This window comes from Tenacibaculum pacificus (assembly GCF_027941775.1).
GTDB lineage: Bacteria > Bacteroidota > Bacteroidia > Flavobacteriales > Flavobacteriaceae > Polaribacter > Polaribacter pacificus_A.
This window is the reverse complement of the sequence record NZ_CP115917.1, coordinates 1,444,504-1,464,065: the sequence shown is the minus strand read 5'-3', so window position 1 is coordinate 1,464,065 and position 19,562 is coordinate 1,444,504. Positions and strand designations below refer to the sequence as shown.

The window sequence follows — 19,562 nt, the reverse complement described above, 5'->3', positions numbered from 1 at the left end:
GTGCAAAAATATAAGTTTCAATTTATAAATGTAATAAATAGTGTAATTTTGTGTTTCATCATTTTTAAATGATGATTAAAATTAATTTTAGAAAAATAATAGTACGTATTATGTCAGAGAGAGAAGCATTTTATATTAAATTGAAAGGACAACTAGAAGATACAACAACGTTTCCGAGTAAATATTTATATAAATTTATTGTACCAACAGATGGGAATCAAGTAGAAGAAGTAAAAGAATTGTTTAATAATGCAGGTGCTGTTATTGAAACTAAAAAATCAAAAACAGGAAAATATAATAGTCTTTCTATTTTTTTAAACGTTAAAAGCGCTGACGAAGTAATTGCCTATTACAAAAAAGCAGATGTAATTAAAGGAATAATTTCTCTATAGATGAAAAAAATATTTTTAGTATTTATTGTTTTAGTGATAACGAGTATTAATTCTTTTGCTCAAAAAGATACGGAGTTATTTCGTATTAATAATTCACCTGTAATGGTGTCTGAATTTAAGCAAGTTTACGAAAAAAACTTAGGCGTTTTAATTGATGATAAATCTAAAGATATAGACAACTATTTAGAATTATTTATTGATTATAAGTTAAAAGTAAAACAAGGATACGATTTAAAATTAGATACATTAAAAAATTATAAAAATGAATTAGCGGGTTATAAAAATAAATTAATAACGCCTTATTTACAGAATACAGTGTATTTAAATGAATTAGTAGAACAAGCTTATCTTCGTGAAAAAACAGAAGTAAAGGCAAGTCATATTTTAATTAAATTCCCTAAAAAAGGAATTCAATTTGATACCTTGCCTTTATATAACAAGATAAATGCTATTCGAAAGACTATTTTAAACGGAGCTTCTTTTGAAAAAATAGCAAAGGAAGTTTCTGAAGATCCTTCAGCAAAGGTTAATGGAGGTAATTTAGGTTATTTTTCAGCTTTTTCAATGGTGTATCCGTTTGAAGATGCCGCTTATACTACTGATTTAAGTAAAGTTTCAAAGCCTTTTAAAACAAAATTTGGATATCATATTTTAAAAGTTACAGGAAAAAGAGTCGCTAAAGGAGATTTTGAAGTTGCTCATATTTTGGTAAAAGATAATCCAAAAGCTGAAGTAAAAATAAAGGGTTTATATCAAAAAATAACATCAGGGATTTCTTTTGAAACAGTTGCTAAAAAATATTCTGAAGATAAAGGAACTGCTATTTCTGGAGGTAAATTACCAAGGTTTGGTACTGGAAGAATGGTTACTGTTTTTGAAAATAAAGTAAGAGAATTACCAAAAATAGGTTCTTATAGCAAACCTTTTAAAACAAAATACGGATGGCACATCGTTAAGTTATTAAAAAATTATCCAATCGATTCTTTTGATGATTTAAAAGATGAATTAACCGATAAAGTGAAAAAGACAAATAGAGCTAGTTTATCAAAAACAGCTATTTTAAATAAATTGAAAAAAGAATATCGAATAAAAGAACATAAAAAAGCTTTGGCTATTTTTTTAACATCAGGTATTCATCAATTAAAAGAAGAAAAATTAAATAAAGTCTTACTTTCTATCAATAATAAAAAAATAACACAACAAGTATTTTTTAAATCGATAAAATATAAATCTAATCAGTCGATTACTGTTTTATATGAAAATTTTAAAAATAGTCAGATAATCAGATATTTTAAAGATGATTTAATAAATACTGAACCTATATACAGAAATACTTTATTAGAATATAAAGAAGGTTTACTATTATTCGAGTTATTACAACAAAAAATATGGAACAAAGCATCTAAAGATACTTTAGGTTTAACTGCTTTTTATAAGGATAACAAATTAAAATATCAGAATAAACCATTTAAAGATGTAAAAGGGTTTGTAATTAATGATTATCAAAAAGAAATAGAAACAGCGTGGATTGCTGAGTTAAGAAAGAAAAATAAGATAAAAATAAAAAAGAGTGTATTAAAAAAGTTTAAAGAAACATATGATAAATAAAACCGCCCTTTTCTTAATAGCAATACTTATTGTTTCTTGTGATTTTATCAGTTTAAAAACAGAAAAAGTAACACAACACAGACCTATTGCAACTGTTTTAAATAAAAATCTATATAAAAAAGATATTGAAGAGTTATTGCCAAAAGGTATTAGTTCAAAAGATAGTATCGTTATTGTAAGAGGACTTATTTATTCTTGGGCAAAAAAACAGCTGTTATTAGCTAAGGCAGAAGAAAATATTTCAGAGGTTAACAGCGATGAAATAGAAAATTTAGTAAATAATTATAAGAAAAGTTTATATATAAATGGATATAAAGAACGTTTGATAAAACAACAATTAGATACTATTGTGGAACAAGAAGAGGTTGATTTATATTATCAAAAAAATAAAGAAAACTTTAAGCTAAATGAAGAGATTTTACAATTTGAATATATTTATTTTGGTAAAGATTTCTTAGATAAAGAAGAAACTATTAAAAATTTTAAATCTTCAAAAGAAGAAGATAGAGAAGATTTAGAAAGATACTTATTAAATTTTAAGTCATATAGATTACAAGATACAACTTGGATTCCATTTTCTTCATTACCAAAAATAATTCCGCCTTTTCAGTTCGAAACGAAGCAAGATTTGTTAAAAATTTCCAAATACATACAAAAAGAAGATAGTTTAGGAGTATATTTGGTGGCTGTAAAAAAGAGGTTGCCAAAAAATGCTACGGCACCTTTAACATTTGTAAGTAGTAGAATTAAACAAATAATTTTACACAAAAGAAAATTAGAATTAATTAGAGAGATAGAAAAAACGTTGATAAATGATGCAATTCAAAATAAAAACTTTAAAGAATACTAGTATATTATTAACCTTTTTTTTATCAGGTTTAGTAGCTGTAAATGCACAACAAACTAAAATTGATGGTGTTGCTGTAGTAGTCGGTAAAAACATTGTTTTAGATTCTGATATCGATAAATTTAAACAAGAAGTTGAGGTTAGGAGTGAAGGAAAAATACAAATTTCTAATTGTGAAATGTTAGAAGAGTTAATGCAACAAAAATTATTAGCACATCATGGTATTATTGATAGTGTTGTTGTATCTCAACCAGACATTGATAGCAAAGTACAAAGAAGTATTGCATACTTTACAAAAGAATATGGTAGTGAGGAAAAAGTGATTAAAGCCTATGGTTTTAATGATATTGAAGATTTAAAGAAAGAGTTAGCAAGAGTACAGGCGGAAAATATTCTTATCGAAAAAGAACAATTAAAAATTACCGAAAAAGTTGATGTAACTCCAGAAGAAATACGTGTGTATTTTAAAGGATTAAAAGATAAAAATGAATTACCTGAAATTCCTGCTCAAGTAGAAATAGCACAATTAGTATTAAATGCTGAGCCAACAAAAGAAGAAAATGACCGTATAATCAACAAATTAAATCAAATTAAAAAGCATGTTGAAGCAGGTGCTAGTTTTAAATTAAAAGCAATTATAAATTCAGATGATCCGAGTGTTTCTCAAAATAGTGGAAATATGGGAGTTATTACAAAAGAAACAAATTTTGTAAAAGAATTTAAAGAAATAGCTTTTTCATTGGAAGAAGGTCAAATTTCAGAGCCTTTTAAATCACCTTTCGGATATCACATTATTTTATTAAATAAAATTAGAGGTAATGGACGTGATGTTTCTCACATATTAATGCAACCAGAAATTGCAGATGATAAATTAAAAGAAACAAAAGGTGCTATTGAAAATATTGTAAAAGATATTAAAAATGGAAAAATAACTTTTGAAGAGGCTGTGAAAAAATTCTCAGAAGAAGATGAAACTAAAAATAATGGTGGTTTAATTATAAATCCATACACACAAGAAACTACTTTTGAATTAACAAGAATGCCTCCAGATTTATTTGGTAGAATTAGTGAACTTAAACAAGGAGATTTATCTGATATTTTTTATGATGAAACTCGTGAAGGTGAAAAAATGTATAAAGTAATCTTATTAAAAAAGAAAACAGATACACATAAAGCAAATCTTGTAGATGATTATGTAAGATTACAAGAGTTTGCTTTAGCTAAGAAAAAAGAAGAAGTAATCGTTAAGTGGTCTAATGAAAAAATAGAAGAAACCTATATTAAATTAGGTAACGATTACAAAGACTGTGTATTTAAAAAAGATTGGAAGAAAGAAAATAAATAAGCATTAATAATTTTAGTATATTGTGATTCCCGCGTTTAGCGGGAATCTTATTTTATAATAGTTTGTAAATTACTATTTTTGAAGTAAGTAAATTTAAAATTCATTCTATGTCAGACGTAGCCGCTGTAAACAATTTAGTAAAGAAATTTAGTCAATTACAACAAGAAATAGGTAAAGTAATTATAGGACAGCAAGAAGCTGTTGATTATACATTATTATCCGTTCTTTGTGGAGGTCACTCTCTTTTAATAGGTGTACCAGGTTTGGCAAAAACATTGTTAGTTAATACTATTTCAGATGTATTAGGATTACAGTTTAGTCGTATTCAATTTACACCAGATTTAATGCCTTCGGATATTTTAGGAAGCGAAATTTTAGATGAAAATCGTCAGTTTAAATTTATAAAAGGACCTATTTTTTCTAATATTATTTTAGCCGATGAAATTAATCGTACACCACCTAAAACTCAAGCAGCTTTACTTGAAGCAATGCAAGAAAAATCGGTAACTATTTCTGGTCATCATTATAAATTAGATTTACCATTCTTTGTGCTAGCAACACAAAATCCGATAGAACAAGAAGGTACGTATCCGTTACCAGAAGCGCAGTTAGATAGGTTTATGTTTTCTATTCATTTAGAATATCCAACATTTGAAGAAGAAGTACAGGTAGTAAAAAATACAACTTCAACAATTAATCAGACTGTAAACTCAATTCTGTCTTCACAAGAAATTATCGAAATTCAACAATTGATTCGAAAAATTCCTGTAGCTGATAATGTAATTGAATATGCTGTTGGTTTGGTAGCTAAAACACGTCCGAAATCAGAAAAAGCAACTACTTTAATTAAAAAGTATATTGATTGGGGAGCAGGACCAAGAGCGTCTCAGAATTTAATATTAGCTGCAAAAGCATACGCTGCTGTAAATGGAAAATTTTCTCCAGATATTGAAGATGTTCAAGCAGTTTCTGTACCGATATTATCACACAGAATTGTTAAAAATTACAAAGCAGAAGCAGAAGGTATAAGTATTAATGAAATTATTAAATCATTATTTTAAAATGAAAAAAGTATTCGTATTTATAATATTATTGTTGTTTATAAGTGTTTCTTGTAAACAAAAACCTTTAGAAGAAGTTGTATCAGAAAAAACGGAAAAAAAGAAATTTTAGCCGTAATGAAAGCTCAAGAAATAGCTTGGTCAAATCATGATATTGAAGGATATATGCAAGGTTATTGGAAAAATGATTCTTTAAAATTTTACGGAAGTAGTGGGCTTACTTATGGATGGAATAAAACATTATCAAATTATAAAAGAGGATATCCAACTAAAGATTATTCAGGAACATTAAAGTTTAAGGTTAACGATATTTCAAAAATAAATAGTGGTTCTTATTTTGTAATGGGAGAGTACCATTTAACAAGAAAAGTAGGAGATGCAAATGGTATATTCATGATTATCTTTAGAAAGATAAAAGGATCGTGGAAAATAATTGCAGATACTTCTGCTTAAATAAAATTAGACATTATTTATTATCAATAAAAAATAAAACCCGCTTTAAAAGCGGGTTTCGTTTTGTTTAAAAAAATAAAAAATTAATTTTTATTTTTAAAGTTATCAAATTTGTTGGCTGTTTTCTTAGGCCAACTGTTATTTGTAGTATCAATATCTGCAGTTTCTAAATCAGGATCAACTACGAAGCTTTTTATTTCTTTATCCGAAGAAAAAACTCTGTAAACTTTTTGATCATTTTTCATCCAAATTTGAGCAGGAAATGTTTCACGTTTTTTAGTACCATCTGCATATGTTAATTCAATAATAATTGGCATTGGTAAGCCTCCTATTTTTTCAAATTCAACTTGATACATATATTTAGGTAATGCTTTTAAATTTGCTTTTTGATTTACAGGTAAAGAATTAATATAATTATTAATTTTACTAGTATTAGCATCTTCTTTTTTATCAGTTAAAAAGATTAACTCACCTAACGATTCAAAATAAGCCTTTGCACGTGGATTCGTTTTTATTAATCCTTTTACTCTATCATTTTGTTTGTCTGTTATGTAAAGCGTTTTTACTTCTTTAACTCCAATATCAGAATAATCAGTAGAGTAGAACCAACCTCTCCAAAACCAGTCTAAATCCATACCAGAAGCATCTTCCATTGTTCTAAAGAAATCAGCAGGAGTAGGGTGTTTAAACATCCATCTTTTAGCGTAAGTTCTAAAAGCATAATCGAATAATTCAGGACCCATAATAGTTTGACGTAACATATATAAACCAGCAGCTGGTTTTGTATAAGCATTTGGTCCAAAGTTTTTCACGTAATCACCATGTGACATGATAGGGCTTAGTTTTTCTTGATCTAAACTCATATAACGTACAATATCTTTTGGTAAATTACCTGTATTAAAACTAGGATCGTAATCTAATTCTGCTAAAATTTCAACAAAAGAATTTAAACCTTCATCCATCCAAGTCCATTGACGCTCATCAGAATTTACAATCATAGGAAAGAAATTATGCCCAACTTCACGAGTAATTACACCAATCATTCCGTTTTTAACTCTATCAGAATAAGTACCATCAGCATTAGGACGTCCGTAGTTAAAACAAATCATAGGATATTCCATTCCTTGATCTTTTGCATGAACAGAAATTGCTTTAGAATAAGGATAATCAAAAGTCATTTTAGAATATTCTTCTAAAGTATTGGCAACAACTCTTGTAGAGTGCTCTTCCCATAATGGATTTCCTTCTTTAGGATATAAAGAAATAGCCATAATATTTTTTCCGTTTACATTTACAGCCATGGCATCCCAGATATATTTTCTAGAAGAAGCAAATGCATAATCACGAACGTTATTTGCTTTAAAGTGCCATGTTTTAGTTTTTGTAGTACTTTGTTTTTCGTTAGCTTCAGCTTCTTCTTGAGTAACAATAAAAACAGGGTTTTTGTAAGATGTTCTTGCTTTTTCAAAACGCTTACGTTGTTCTTTTGTTAAAACATCTTTTTCATTTTGTAGTTCACCAGTAGCATCTAAAATATGATCGGCAGGTACAGTTAATTTAACATCGTAATCACCAAATTCTAAAGCCCATTCACTTCTTCCAAAAAATTGCATATTTTGCCAACCCTCTACGTTATCATAAACAGCTAAACGAGGGAAAAATTGAGCAATAGTATAGTTTTTGTTTCCATCAGGAAATAATTCAAAACCAGAACGACCACCATCTTCTACAGAATTATTAATTAAATAATTCCATTTTATTTTAAATTTGAAAACATCTCCAGAAGCTAATGCCTTAGGTAAATTAATACGCATCATTGTGCTATTAATTGTGTATGATAAATCATTACCATTTGAATTTTTTACTTCTTCTATTTTAAAACCAAAATTTTTTGGTTTGTCTAAATTCTCTGAAATAAATTTTTGAGGAGTTTGAAAACCGCTAGCTCCTTTAGATTCTATAAGTGGACTTTTAGAATCAGGTGCACGCATATTCTGATCTAATTGTACCCATAAATACTCTAATTTATCTTTAGAATTATTATGATAGGTAATTACCTCATTACCATATAATTTGTTAGAAGCTTCATCTAAACGTAAATCCATCACATAATCAACTTTTTGTTGCGTATATTGATGACCAGGTGCACCCGATGCCGTATGTTGATCGTTTGGTGTAGCAAGTACATTTTTTAATTGACGAAATCTGTTTTGATCAATGTGACCTTTTTGAGGCTCCTTTTTAATTGTTTCTTGTGCAAATATTGATGCAGAAATAAAAAGTGCCGAAAATAGTAGTGTAGAATACTTTCTCATTTTCTTGATTAATTGGTTTTTTAAAATATTTCGTAAGTTACTGAAATTTGAGTATTAGAAAAACTAGTTTACTAAAACTTTAACAAACCTTTAATTCTTAATATTGATTTTTTTATCAAAAAAGCAATATCATTACTGATATTGCTTTAGTTATTAGTAATATTTTATTTTATATATTAATTTTTAACTTTATCTTTAAAGTTATCGAATTTAGTTTTTGTTGTTTTAGGCCAAGTATTATTAGATGTGTCAACATCAGCAGTTTCTAAATCAGGGTCTATTATAAAACTTTTTATTTCTTTATCCGAAGAAAATACTTTTGTCACTTCTTTGTCATTATATCTCCAAATTTGTGCAGGATATATTTTCTTTTCCTTAGTTCCATCTTTATAAGTAAATTCAACAATTATAGGCATTACTAAACCACCTGGTTTATTATAAGTAATTTCATAATGATACTTATTTTGTTGATTAGAAAAATTTAAACCTTTACTTGTATCTTGAATAAAATTAACAGAACCATCATTGTTTTTTGATGTATAAAACTTTTTAACAGCTTTCACACCAATATCAGTAACATCGGTAGTATAAAACCAACCTCTCCAAAACCAATCTAAATCAACGGCAGAAGCATCTTCCATTGTTCTAAAAAAATCAGCAGGAGTAGGGTGTTTAAATTTCCATCTTTTTGCATAGGTTTTAAAAGCATGATCAAATAATTCATGTCCCATAATGGTTTCTCTTAAAATCCATAAAGCAGTTGCAGGTTTTCCGTAAGCATTGTTTCCAAATTCATATACGTGATCTCCTCTAGACATAATTGGCGCAATTTTAGATTGGTCTCCACTCATGTATTTAACAATATTCTTCGGAAAACCTCTAGTAACAGGAAAATTTTTATCATAGTCAAATTCTGCTAACATTTCCATGTATGAATTTAAACCTTCATCCATCCAAGTCCATTGGCGTTCATCAGAATTAACAATCATTGGAAAAAAATTATGTCCAACTTCATTGAATTGTTACTTTAATCATTCTGTATTTTACTCTATCAGAATAAGTTCCATCAGCATTTGGTCTTCCAGGATTGAAGCAAATTTGTGGATATTCCATTCCCATTTGTCCATCCACAGAAATTGCTTTATGATAAGGATAATCAAATGTATATCTTGAATATGTTTTTAATGTTTGAGCAACAGCTCTGGTAGAATGTTCGCCATATAAAGGATTTGCTTCTTTAGAATATAAAGAATATGCCATTACATTTTTTCCGTTGATATCAACAGCCATGGCATCCCAAATAAATTTTCTTGAAGTAGCAAAAGCGTAATCTCTTACATTTGTAGCTTTAAATTTCCAGGTTTTTGTTTTTCTAGCACGATTTTTTTCATTTTTGATAGCCTCTTTTTGATTTCTTATAATAACAGGGTTATCATAAGTTTTTCTTGCTTTGGCTAATCTTTTTAATTCTTTTTTAGATAAAACTTCTTTTTCGTTTAGTAAAACACCTGTTGCCCCTAACATATGGTCTTCAGGAACTGTAATATTTACATTGAAATCTCCAAATTCTAAAGCAAATTCACTTCTTCCCCAAAATTGCATATTTTGCCAGCCTTCTACATTATCGTACACACACATTCTTGGATAAAATTGTGCAATTACGTAATTATTATTTCCGTCTTTTTCAAAATGTTCAAAACCAGATCTTCCGCCAAGTGTTCTGTGATTATTAATTTTATACCACCAATTGATGTTAAATTTAAAAGTATCACCAGTAGCCAAAGGTTTTGATAAATTAATACGCATCATTGTTCTGTTAATGGTGTGTGATAATTTAGAACCATCGGTATTGGTAACTGCTGTTATTTTAAAACCACCATCAAAAATTTTTTCAGGAAAATTTTTATTAAATTTTTTCTTACTTAATGTTTCTTCAATTTTTCCTGAAGTAATATCTGGAGATTTAGAATCTGAAGCACGTACATTTTGGTCTAATTGCACCCATAAATACGTTAATTCGTCTTCTGAATTATTATGATAAGTAATTGTTTCGTTTCCTGTAATTATTTGTTTATCATCATTTAAAATGATATCCATATTATAGTCAACTTTTTGCTGTGTATATTTTTTTCCAGGAGCACCCGATGCAGTATGTTTGTCATTTGGTGTTGCTAAAAGTTCTTTTAACTGTCTAAATTTATTTTGATTAGTATGTCCTTTTTTAGTTTTTTGAGAAAAAGCAGTGGTTACTGCGAAAAAAAGAGAGAAAATAAATAAAATATTTTTCGTCATTATGTTAAGGTTATTTTTGGATAAAATTCAAGAGTAATAATAATCGAGGAATATAATAAAAATAATGTTAAAATTTAAGTAATCCTTTATTGTTTTTTATATCTAAAAATAAACTTTTACGCTCTTTTTTTATTGATGCTTTTACTAAGTTTTGTTGTTCAGGAAAATGTTTGATTAAAATATTATTTTCTATTTCAATTGTTTTTATATTTAAAATATTTTCTATCTCTAAATAGAAATATACAATATCACCATCGTATTCTTTACCTATAAAATTATATGAAACTGATTTATCGTTAATTTTAACCTTAAAATTTTTTTCTAAATACTTAAAAAAAGAGAATCAACTGTTTTTAATTCTTTATCTGAAGTTAATTGTAAATCGACATTATAATCTTTATTGATTGCAGTTTCTATATCATCCATAAAAACATTTGTAATCATTTGTACAGATTTTGTTTCTTCTTTATAATTTATTTCTGTTAATGAAATATAATATTTATGAACGCTAAAAGCGAGTAGAGGAAGTATAAATAAAAGGACGCTTATTTTTTTCATTGTATATATTTAGTTGTGTTTAACGTGAATTAGTGCGCCAAATTACTATTTATAATCGTTTAAGTTTAACTTTTTAAATACTTCTGCTTTCTTTTTTAAAAACAAAATGATATTTATTTCTCCTGAATTATAAGTTTCTTCAAATTTTTCATCCGAAGTACAATAATAAATAAACTTATAAATATCTGATTTTTTTATGTGATATTCTTGTACAATAGCCGATGAATAATTATTTTTTATTTTATTAACTTTTACTTCTAAGGTTTCAATTGCTTTTAGTTTTTTAAGCTTTTTTATTCTGCCAGAAGCTTTATTTACAATATAATCTAAGGAGATTTTATTTAGAAGACCAAACGTAAAAGCATTACTTCCTCCCATAGCCGTTTGTAGTGTTCTTTCGGCAGGTGTTAGTTGTTTAGAGCCTGCGTATGGTAAATTTAATGTTGTCGCATTAATTTGATTTGTGGTTTTTATATTTTTACTATCAGTAGATAAAAAGCCTGATAAATTATGTTTTTTAATATTTACTTCGGATAATTCATAGGTTGTTTTAACTAACTTAAACGTGTTTTTTTGCATTCCGAAGTGATTTGATGCTACAATAATAATTGTTGATTTATAGCCAACAAAAGATATTTTTAAGGAGTCATTTTTTTTAGCTAAAATTCTAAATTCACCGTTTTCATTGGTAAAAGTTCCTTGTTTTGTAGTTAAGTTAATTACGTGTGCATTATATACACTACCAATATTATCTTTAACATTTGCGTATAAAAATTTTTGATGTTCTTGGGAAACACTTATTGTAATTACTCCAAAAACTAAAAAAAATAAAAGCAGTTGTTTTTTCATATAGTTATTTTTGAATTCCTACAACAGTAGTTTTTTCTTTGTCTAAAAGATATGGTGAATTTTTACTATTATTTAACAAAACAGTGGTTAGTTCTAATAGTTTTTCTTTATGATATAAATTAATAATTCCTTTTGAAATACAATGTTCTAAAAATGGATTAATATGTTCTTTTTTAATTTTTAATTGATGTACAAAAAAACTATCAGTAAAGTGTTTTCTTATTTTTAGTAGTTTATTATCTGTTTTTTGTAAATTTTCTAGCTTTTTTTTCTGTTTATAACTTCCATTTAAAGCTCCTATAAGTCCTCCTAAACTAACAGAAACACCCGATTTGAATGTAACTGTTTTTTCATTCTTAGGTTTTTTACTATTTGCATACGGTAAATTTAATGTTTTAGCGTTTACAATTGGTAAATTATGTAATAGTATATCTTTATCAACATCAAAAATACCTTTCTTTTTTTTAAGTATAACTTCTTCAAGTAGATATGTTTTACTATCTAAATGAATAATAATCGCTTTTTCTTTTAAATTTTCATCAGTAATTAAATGTTCTTTATATTCAAAATTTAGATGAGAAATAATTAAAATATCTCCTTTTAAAGCAAGAATTTCAAAACGTCCTTTTTCATCAGAAACTGAACCGATATCTAACTTTGGATTTATAATATGAACATCCTGAATTTTTAAACTATCTAAATAAATATATCCTGAAACAATTTTAGGATTATTTTGAGCGATACTAATAAGTGATGTAATACTGAATAAAAATAATAATAACTTCCTCATTTTACAAAGAAACTACCTAAAGGTCTTAAAAATGTTTTAACGTTATGGTAAAATTTTGTTAATTTGAGTTATGAAAAAACTTATAATAGCAAGTACATCAACTATTCATGGAAGTGGATATTTAGAATATATAACACCAACACTTATTAATTTTTTTGAAAATTCAGATACTATTTTATTTATTCCGTATGCAAGACCAGGCGGAATTAGTTATGATGAATACACTGATGTTGCTAGGAAATATTTTGCAAAGCTCGATAAAAAAGTAAAAGGAATTCATGAGTTTAAAAATCCTATAAAAGCTTTACGAGAAGCTAAAGGTATTTTTACAGGTGGCGGAAATACTTTTGAATTAGTCAATCAATTATATCAGAATAATATAATAGACACTTTAAAAAATGTTGTAGAAAATGGAATTCCGTATTTAGGAACTAGTGCAGGAAGTAATATTTGTGGAGTTACTATGATGAATACAAATGATATGCCTATTGTGTATCCACCAAGTTTTAAAACCTTAGAATTTATTCCTTTTAATATCAATGCACATTATTTAGATCCGATTGAAGGTTCTACACATATGGGAGAAACTCGTGAAACGAGAATAAAAGAATATCATGTATTTAACGAAACTTCTGTTTTAGGATTAAGAGAAGGAAGCTGGTTAGAAGTAAAAGGAAATTCAATTCTTTTAGAAGGAACTTTATCAGCTCGTTTATTTCAAAAAGATAAAGAGCCTTTAGAATTATCAACAAAAAAAGAGATAAGTACTTATTTTAAAGTATAATTGATAAAACATAAAAAATTATGCACAAAGAATTTGAGTCAGAAAGATTATTGATAAGACCAACTTTAAAACAGGATGCTGAATTAATTTATGAATTAATGAATACTCCAAAGTTTATAAAATATGTAGGAGATAGAGAGCTTAATTCAATTAAAGACGCTGAAAAATATATTGAAGAAAAAATGCTCTCACAATTAAATACACATGGGTACTCGACTTATTCTTTAATAGGAAAGTCTGATGGTAGAAAAGTAGGGACGTGTGGGCTTTATGATAGAGATGGATTAGAAGGAATTGATATTGGATTTGGTCTTTTACCTAAATATGAAGGAGTAGGATATGCTTATGAATCGGCATCTATATTGATAAAAGCTGCTATACACGATTTTGAAATAAAAGAAATTAAGGGGATAACATCAAAAGAAAATATTTCTTCTCAGAAGCTTTTGGAAAAATTAGGATTAGAAATGGTAGGAACAAAAATATTACCAAACGAGAGTGAAGAATTATTACTTTACAAATTAAAAATATAAATTATTTGAAAATAAAAAACCTTTCATAAAACGTTATTATCTTTGATGTTCAATCAATATGTGTAATAGCTAAATGAATAATCAAACTAAAAAAGCAAAAAAACCTTGGCCTACAAAAGATGCTATGGAACAAGTATATGAAATGAAACTTTGGGGTGATAATAATACCGCTTTTTATTCGGGCTTAGGATCACATCAATCTGAAATTGTAAAACCATATATTAAAGCTGTAACTTCTTTTTTAGCCTCGTTTAAAAAATCGCTTACAATTTGCGATTTAGGTTGTGGTGATTTTAATATTGGTAAAAATTTAGTTCCTTATGCAAAGCAATATATAGCAGTTGATATTGTTCCTAAACTGATAACTTATAATGCTACAAAATTTAAAGCACCGAATTTAGAGTTTCATTCTTTAGATATTTCAGAAGATATTTTGCCAATTGCCGATTGTGTTATAATAAGGCAAGTATTACAGCATTTATCAAATGATGAGGTTAAAAATGTGGTCGCTAAATTGGCTGATTTTAAATATGTTATTTTAACAGAACATTTACCAAACGGAGAGTTTACACCGAATAAAGATATTATTTCAGGGCAAGGAATTAGGATAAAAAAGAAAAGCGGATTAAACCTAACAGTAGCTCCTTTTAACTTTAAAGTTAAAGAAGAAAAAGAACTACTATCTGTTATTTTAAAAGATGGTAAAGGTGTAATTTTAACGACACTTTATACTGTTTTTTAGATATTTAAATTATTTGTAAAGTAAATAATTTGCTCTAATTTTTTTAAATTCTGATAAATCTTTTTCCCACGATTTTTTAATTTCTTTTTCAGATAAACCTTGTTCTATTTGAAGTTGTAATTTTTTCGTTCCTGCTAGTTTAGTAAAAAATGTATTGAAAAATGTTTTTTTAGATGATTCTTGATATGATTTTATCAACCAAGATAAGTTTAAAGCTGAAAGTTTATCGTTTTTCTGTAAGTTTTCACCATAACATAATTGAGCTTTATGCTTCGGGTATTTTGCTCCTTCATTAGGTTGAGGTGTAAAGCTAAAACTTGTTTTATTTAAATAAGGAGCTCCATAAATTTGAAACTGTTTATTAGTTCCTCTACCTGCTGAAACCGTTGTTCCTTCAAAAAAACAAAGGCTAGGGTATAGGTTTATAGAAATAGCATTCGGTAAGTTCGGAGATGGTTTTATAGGTAAATGATATGCTGTATTATGTGTATAATTTTTTAAAGGAATTACAGTTAAATCACATTTTAGGTTGTTTTTTAACCAGTTTTCACCGTTTATCATTTGCCCATATTCGCCAATTGTCATTCCGTAAACTACGGGTACAGGATGCATTCCTACAAAACTTTTATGTGTCATATTTAACACAGGACCATCAATATAATGTGCATTAGGATTTGGTCTATCTAAAACAATTACAGGAATATTTGCTTCTGCACAAGCTTCCATAACATAATGTAACGATGAAATATAAGTGTAGAAACGTGCGCCAACATCTTGAATATCAAAAATAACTACATCGATGTTTTTTAATTGTGCTTGCGATGGTTTTTTGTTTTTTCCGTATAACGAAATAATTGGTAATTGTGTTTTAGTATCAATTCCATCAATTACAGTTTCACCAGCATCAGCTTTCCCTCGAAAACCGTGTTCTGGAGCAAATACTTTTTGTACGTTAATTCCTTTATTATTGTGTAAATAATCGACTAAATGATGTGATTCTACTTTATTTTGTTGTGGAATATTTACTATTGATGTTTGATTTGCTAGAATAGCTATATTTTTACCTTTTAATTTAGATAAGTATAAATTGGTTCTATCAGCACCTGTTTTTAAAAGAAGAGGTATAGTAGTTGTAACTTTTTCAGTTGTTGATTTCTGTTGCTGAGCACAAGAAGAAAATTGAAAGCTAATACAAGCTAAAAATAATATAAAGTAATTAAAATAGGTTTTCATATAATAGTGTCTTAAAAAAAGATAAAATTACTACTTAAAAATCTTTTAGTAAGAAAAAGAATGAATAATTTAATTGATGTTAATCATCGGCTGAATTAAGCAATAATTAATTACTTTTGATTCTATAAAAAAAATGTAACTTTTGAATTTCGAATTATTTATCGCTAAACGAATTATTGCTAGTAAAGAGCATAAAAGCAGTATTTCATCACCTATTATTAAAATTGCAACTATTGCGATTGCTTTAGGTATCGCTATTATGTTGATTGCAGTTGCTATCGCTTCTGGTTTTCAAAAGAAAATTAGCGATAAAATGACAGGTTTTAAAGGTCATATACAAATTGTAAATTATGATACCAATAATTCAGATATTTCTACAGTACCAATAAGTAAAACACAAGATTTTTATCCGAAGTTTAAAACAATTGATGGAATTAAAAATGTACAAATTTTTGCTAATATCGGAGGAATAATAAGAACACCTACCGATTTTGAAGCCATTGTTTTTAAAGGAGTTTCTTCGGATTATGATTTTTCATTTTTTAAAGAATATTTAGTTAAAGGACGATTGCCTAATTTTAAATTAGATAGAAATAAAGAAATATTAATTTCTGAGGCTATTGCAGATAGGCTAAATTTTAAATTAAATGATACTATTCAAACTTTATTTAGTGCAACAAAAAGTAAGCTAAAATATAAAATGAGAAAACCTATTATTGTAGGTATTTATAACACAGGTTTTGCAGAGTTTGACAAAACAATGTTGATTGGTGACATTAGAGAAATACGTAAAATTAATAGATGGACTGCTGATCAAATTGGAGGATTTGAAGTGTTAATTGATGATTTTGATGAGTTAACTCAAAAAGGAAACGAAATTTATAGTAATATAGGAGCTACTTTAAATAGCATGACTATTGTTGAAAATTACCCATTAATTTTTGAATGGATTAAAATTTTTGACAATAACGTATGGTTTATTATCGGAATTATGATTCTAATAGCAGGAATTAATATGATAACTGCTTTGTTAGTCTTAATTTTAGAAAGAGTACAAATGGTTGGAATTTTAAAAGCTTTAGGAAGTAGTAATTGGAGTATTCAGAAAATATTTTTATACAATGCTTCTTATTTGATATTAAAAGGACTGTTCTGGGGAAATTTAATCGGAATCATGTTATTATTAATTCAAAAGTATTTTAAGGTGATTAGTTTAGATCCTGCAACATACGCAATAGCAACAGTACCTGTTGATATTAGTATTTTTGCAATTACAATATTAAGTTTAGGAACATTGTTATTATGTTTTTTAATGTTGATAATTCCATCGTATATTATTACAAAAATAGAGCCTTCAAAATCAATTAAATTTGCATAAAGTAAATTAAAAGTGTTTTTTAGATAAATAAAAACCCACTCGTTATGAGTGGGTTTTTTTATCAAATAATTCAAATAATCTACACATTGAAACCAGTTTACAAAGTTGTTTTCAATCATACCTAGGTACGGTGTAAAATTAAAATAATATTCTAAATATTCTTTAAAATTTAGTTGTTTGACATTTATTTAACGACTAACAGCTTAAATGTTAAGATAAAGCTAATTACTGTGCATGTTTATGTGCTTTGTACGAAGAACGTACTAAAGGACCACTTTCAACATACATAAAGCCCATTTCTAAGCCTAATGTTTCGTATTTTTTAAATTGTTCAGGAGTAATAAATTCTTTAAGAGGTAAGTGTTTCTTACTAGGTTGTAAATATTGTCCAATAGTAATAATATCTAAACCAACAGCACGTAAGTCTTTCATAGTTTGAATAACTTCTTCTTCTTTTTCACCTAAACCTAGCATTATACCTGATTTAGTACGCATTCCTTTGTCTTTTAAATATTTTAAAACACCTAAACTTCTGTCATATTTAGCTTGAATACGAACTTCACGAGTTAATCTACGAACGGTTTCCATATTATGAGAAACTACTTCAGGAGCAACTTCTATAATTCTATCAATTAACTTTTCGTTTCCTTGAAAATCAGGAATTAAGGTTTCTAATGTCGTTTTTGGATTAGCTCTACGAACAGCATTTACTGTTTCTGCCCAAATAATAGAACCACCGTCTTTTAAATCATCTCTATCTACCGATGTTAAAACAGCATGTTTAATTTCCATTAATTTAATAGAACGTGCAACTTTTTCTGGTTCATCCCATTCAACCGTTTCTGGTCTTCCTGTTTTTACACCACAAAATCCACATGAACGGGTACATATATTTCCTAAAATCATAAAAGTAGCAGTTCCTTCTCCCCAACATTCTCCCATGTTTGGGCAACTTCCACTTGTACAAATGGTATTTAATTTATATTTGTCTACTAAACCTCTTAAGTCCGTATATTTTTTTCCAACAGGTAATTTTACACGTAACCATTTTGGTTTTTTTACTCTTTCTGGTAATAATACTGATTCGTTTGCCATTTCGATAAAAAATTGAACAGCAAATTTACAAAGAAAACTGTTATAAATTGATTAAAAACCAAAGACTAAATCCGATTAAAAAAATAATTCCCGTAATACTTAAAATACGTAAAGACAATTGGGGTCTATTTTTTTCAGGTGTATGTTTCCCTGTAATCAGTAGATAGTTTAAAATAGCATAAAATGGCGCTGTCAAAAAGGATAAAATAGTCGCAATTTTAACTAAAAAGCCCATATCACTTAAAAAATAGTTTAAAATAATAAAAGTACCAATAGTTAGGAATAATATCCAAAAAGAATAATTTAGTCTGTTTTTTTTAGGAAATAATAAGTTTGATGCTTTGGTCATTGCTCTTGGTGATGCATCTAAAGTAGTCAGCGTGGTACTAAACATCGTTGTAAATGCTGCGATTCCTATAAATAAATAAGAAAAATCACCTAAATTTTCGGTATATAAATTGATTAATTGTGAAGCAAAAACACTTCCTTTATTAGAAAATGATTCTCCAGATTGATACATAACCAACGCTCCAAGAACGACAAAACAAACGCCTAAAAAGAAGGTTGCTATGTAACCAACATTAAAATCAAAAACAGCATATTTTGGTTTTATTTGTTCAAAAGTGGTTTTACTTTTTTCAACAGACCATAATGAATGCCAAATAGAAACGTCTAAAGGAGCAGGCATCCAACCTAAAAAAGCAATTAAAAAAGTAATTTGAGCAGTTCCACTAGGTAGTATCTGTTGAACATTGAAGCCTTTTTCTGTACTAAATATTGCAACTATTACGGCTATAATAGTACTAATAGTTAATATCAGTATGATATATTTCATTAAATTATCTAGCAGTTTATATTTTCCAATAAGAAGAAGAAGAATACTGATACTTAATATAATGACAGACCAAATAACTAGATTATCTGTAAATCCAAAAATATTAGAAGCTAAGCTAGCAGTTACTATTGTAACGGCTGCTTGAATGGTAAACATTGTAGCAAAGTTTAAAATATAATAACATATTAATACTCCTTTTCCTAATTTTTTGTATCCATCAAGTAGTGTTTCTCCTGTAGCAGCAGCATAACGAGGACCAAATTGAAAGAAAGGATATTTAAATAGTGTTACAATTAATAATGCCCAAAGTAATCCGAAGCCAAAATCGGCACCAGCTCTTGTTGATTGTACTAAATGAGATACACCTATTGCAGCACCAGCAAATAACAATCCAGGACCAAGTATTTTTGATAGCGATTTTTTCATAAATAAAGGTTGAGAAAAGAGATGAC

Annotated in this window: 16 protein-coding genes and 2 pseudogenes; 10 read left to right on the top strand and 8 right to left on the bottom strand. The window is 27.6% G+C overall.

Annotated elements, in window-relative coordinates; translation table 11 throughout:
* Positions 1-110 precede the first annotated feature (110 nt).
* The 6 genes from PG913_RS06605 (at position 111) to PG913_RS06580 (ending at position 5,706) form a co-directional block, all read left to right on the top strand.
* Positions 111-392, top strand: coding sequence for a DUF493 family protein (locus tag PG913_RS06605; RefSeq protein WP_271230029.1), 282 nt, complete (start codon positions 111-113; stop codon positions 390-392).
* Positions 393-2,000, top strand: coding sequence for a peptidylprolyl isomerase (locus tag PG913_RS06600; RefSeq protein ID WP_271230028.1), 1,608 nt, complete (start codon positions 393-395; stop codon positions 1,998-2,000).
* Positions 1,990-2,850, top strand: a complete 861-nt coding sequence (locus PG913_RS06595) for a hypothetical protein (protein ID WP_271230027.1) — start codon at positions 1,990-1,992, stop codon at positions 2,848-2,850. The genes PG913_RS06600 and PG913_RS06595 overlap by 11 nt, the downstream gene beginning before the upstream one ends.
* Positions 2,813-4,192, top strand: coding sequence for a peptidylprolyl isomerase (locus PG913_RS06590; protein ID WP_271230026.1), 1,380 nt, complete (start codon positions 2,813-2,815; stop codon positions 4,190-4,192). The genes PG913_RS06595 and PG913_RS06590 overlap by 38 nt, the downstream gene beginning before the upstream one ends.
* A gap of 107 nt (positions 4,193-4,299) precedes the next feature.
* The gene (locus tag PG913_RS06585; RefSeq protein ID WP_271230025.1) at positions 4,300-5,253 is read left to right on the top strand and encodes an AAA family ATPase; all 954 of its coding nucleotides are present in this window, start codon (positions 4,300-4,302) and stop codon (positions 5,251-5,253) included.
* Positions 5,254-5,370: 117 nt separating this feature from the next.
* The gene (locus PG913_RS06580; protein WP_271230024.1) at positions 5,371-5,706 is read left to right on the top strand and encodes a YybH family protein; all 336 of its coding nucleotides are present in this window, start codon (positions 5,371-5,373) and stop codon (positions 5,704-5,706) included.
* An 83-nt stretch (positions 5,707-5,789) separates the two neighbouring features.
* Here the strand turns inward: PG913_RS06580 and PG913_RS06575 are convergent, their stop codons facing one another.
* The 5 genes and pseudogenes from PG913_RS06575 to PG913_RS06555 all read right to left on the bottom strand — a co-directional run bounded on the left by PG913_RS06575 (position 5,790) and on the right by PG913_RS06555 (position 12,510).
* Entirely contained in the window at positions 5,790-8,021 is a 2,232-nt protein-coding gene (locus PG913_RS06575; protein WP_271230023.1) for a M1 family metallopeptidase, read from the bottom strand.
* A 176-nt stretch (positions 8,022-8,197) separates the two neighbouring features.
* A pseudogene (locus PG913_RS06570) lies at positions 8,198-10,313 on the bottom strand (M1 family metallopeptidase).
* 67 nt (positions 10,314-10,380) lie between these two features.
* Positions 10,381-10,871, bottom strand: a pseudogene (locus PG913_RS12935) (DUF6702 family protein).
* A 45-nt stretch (positions 10,872-10,916) separates the two neighbouring features.
* On the bottom strand, positions 10,917-11,720 hold the full coding sequence (locus tag PG913_RS06560) for a carboxypeptidase-like regulatory domain-containing protein (RefSeq protein ID WP_271230021.1): 804 nt from the start codon (positions 11,718-11,720) through the stop codon (positions 10,917-10,919).
* Positions 11,721-11,724: 4 nt separating this feature from the next.
* The gene (locus PG913_RS06555) at positions 11,725-12,510 is read right to left on the bottom strand and encodes a peptidase associated/transthyretin-like domain-containing protein (protein ID WP_271230020.1); all 786 of its coding nucleotides are present in this window, start codon (positions 12,508-12,510) and stop codon (positions 11,725-11,727) included.
* Between the two features lie 70 nt (positions 12,511-12,580).
* Between PG913_RS06555 and pepE the strand changes: the two genes are divergently transcribed.
* The 3 genes from pepE (at position 12,581) to PG913_RS06540 (ending at position 14,569) form a co-directional block, all read left to right on the top strand.
* On the top strand, positions 12,581-13,294 hold the full coding sequence (gene pepE / locus PG913_RS06550; protein WP_271230019.1) for a dipeptidase PepE: 714 nt from the start codon (positions 12,581-12,583) through the stop codon (positions 13,292-13,294).
* A gap of 20 nt (positions 13,295-13,314) precedes the next feature.
* Positions 13,315-13,827, top strand: a complete 513-nt coding sequence (locus tag PG913_RS06545) for a GNAT family N-acetyltransferase (RefSeq protein WP_271230018.1) — start codon at positions 13,315-13,317, stop codon at positions 13,825-13,827.
* A gap of 73 nt (positions 13,828-13,900) precedes the next feature.
* A complete protein-coding gene (locus PG913_RS06540; protein ID WP_271230017.1) occupies positions 13,901-14,569 on the top strand; it encodes a class I SAM-dependent methyltransferase in 669 nt (222 codons plus the stop codon).
* A 9-nt stretch (positions 14,570-14,578) separates the two neighbouring features.
* Here PG913_RS06540 and PG913_RS06535 read toward each other — a convergent pair whose 3' ends face one another.
* On the bottom strand, positions 14,579-15,802 hold the full coding sequence (locus tag PG913_RS06535; RefSeq protein WP_271230016.1) for an exo-beta-N-acetylmuramidase NamZ family protein: 1,224 nt from the start codon (positions 15,800-15,802) through the stop codon (positions 14,579-14,581).
* A gap of 142 nt (positions 15,803-15,944) precedes the next feature.
* Between PG913_RS06535 and PG913_RS06530 the strand changes: the two genes are divergently transcribed.
* Complete coding sequence (locus PG913_RS06530) at positions 15,945-17,180, top strand: ABC transporter permease (protein ID WP_271230015.1); 1,236 nt, start codon at positions 15,945-15,947, stop codon at positions 17,178-17,180.
* Positions 17,181-17,405: 225 nt separating this feature from the next.
* Here the strand turns inward: PG913_RS06530 and lipA are convergent, their stop codons facing one another.
* Both lipA and PG913_RS06520 read right to left on the bottom strand, forming a co-directional pair.
* Positions 17,406-18,275, bottom strand: a complete 870-nt coding sequence (gene lipA / locus PG913_RS06525) for a lipoyl synthase (protein ID WP_271230014.1) — start codon at positions 18,273-18,275, stop codon at positions 17,406-17,408.
* 40 nt (positions 18,276-18,315) lie between these two features.
* Positions 18,316-19,536 (bottom strand): Nramp family divalent metal transporter, encoded by a 1,221-nt coding sequence (locus tag PG913_RS06520; protein WP_271230013.1) that lies wholly within the window; start codon positions 19,534-19,536, stop codon positions 18,316-18,318.
* Positions 19,537-19,562 lie beyond the last annotated feature (26 nt).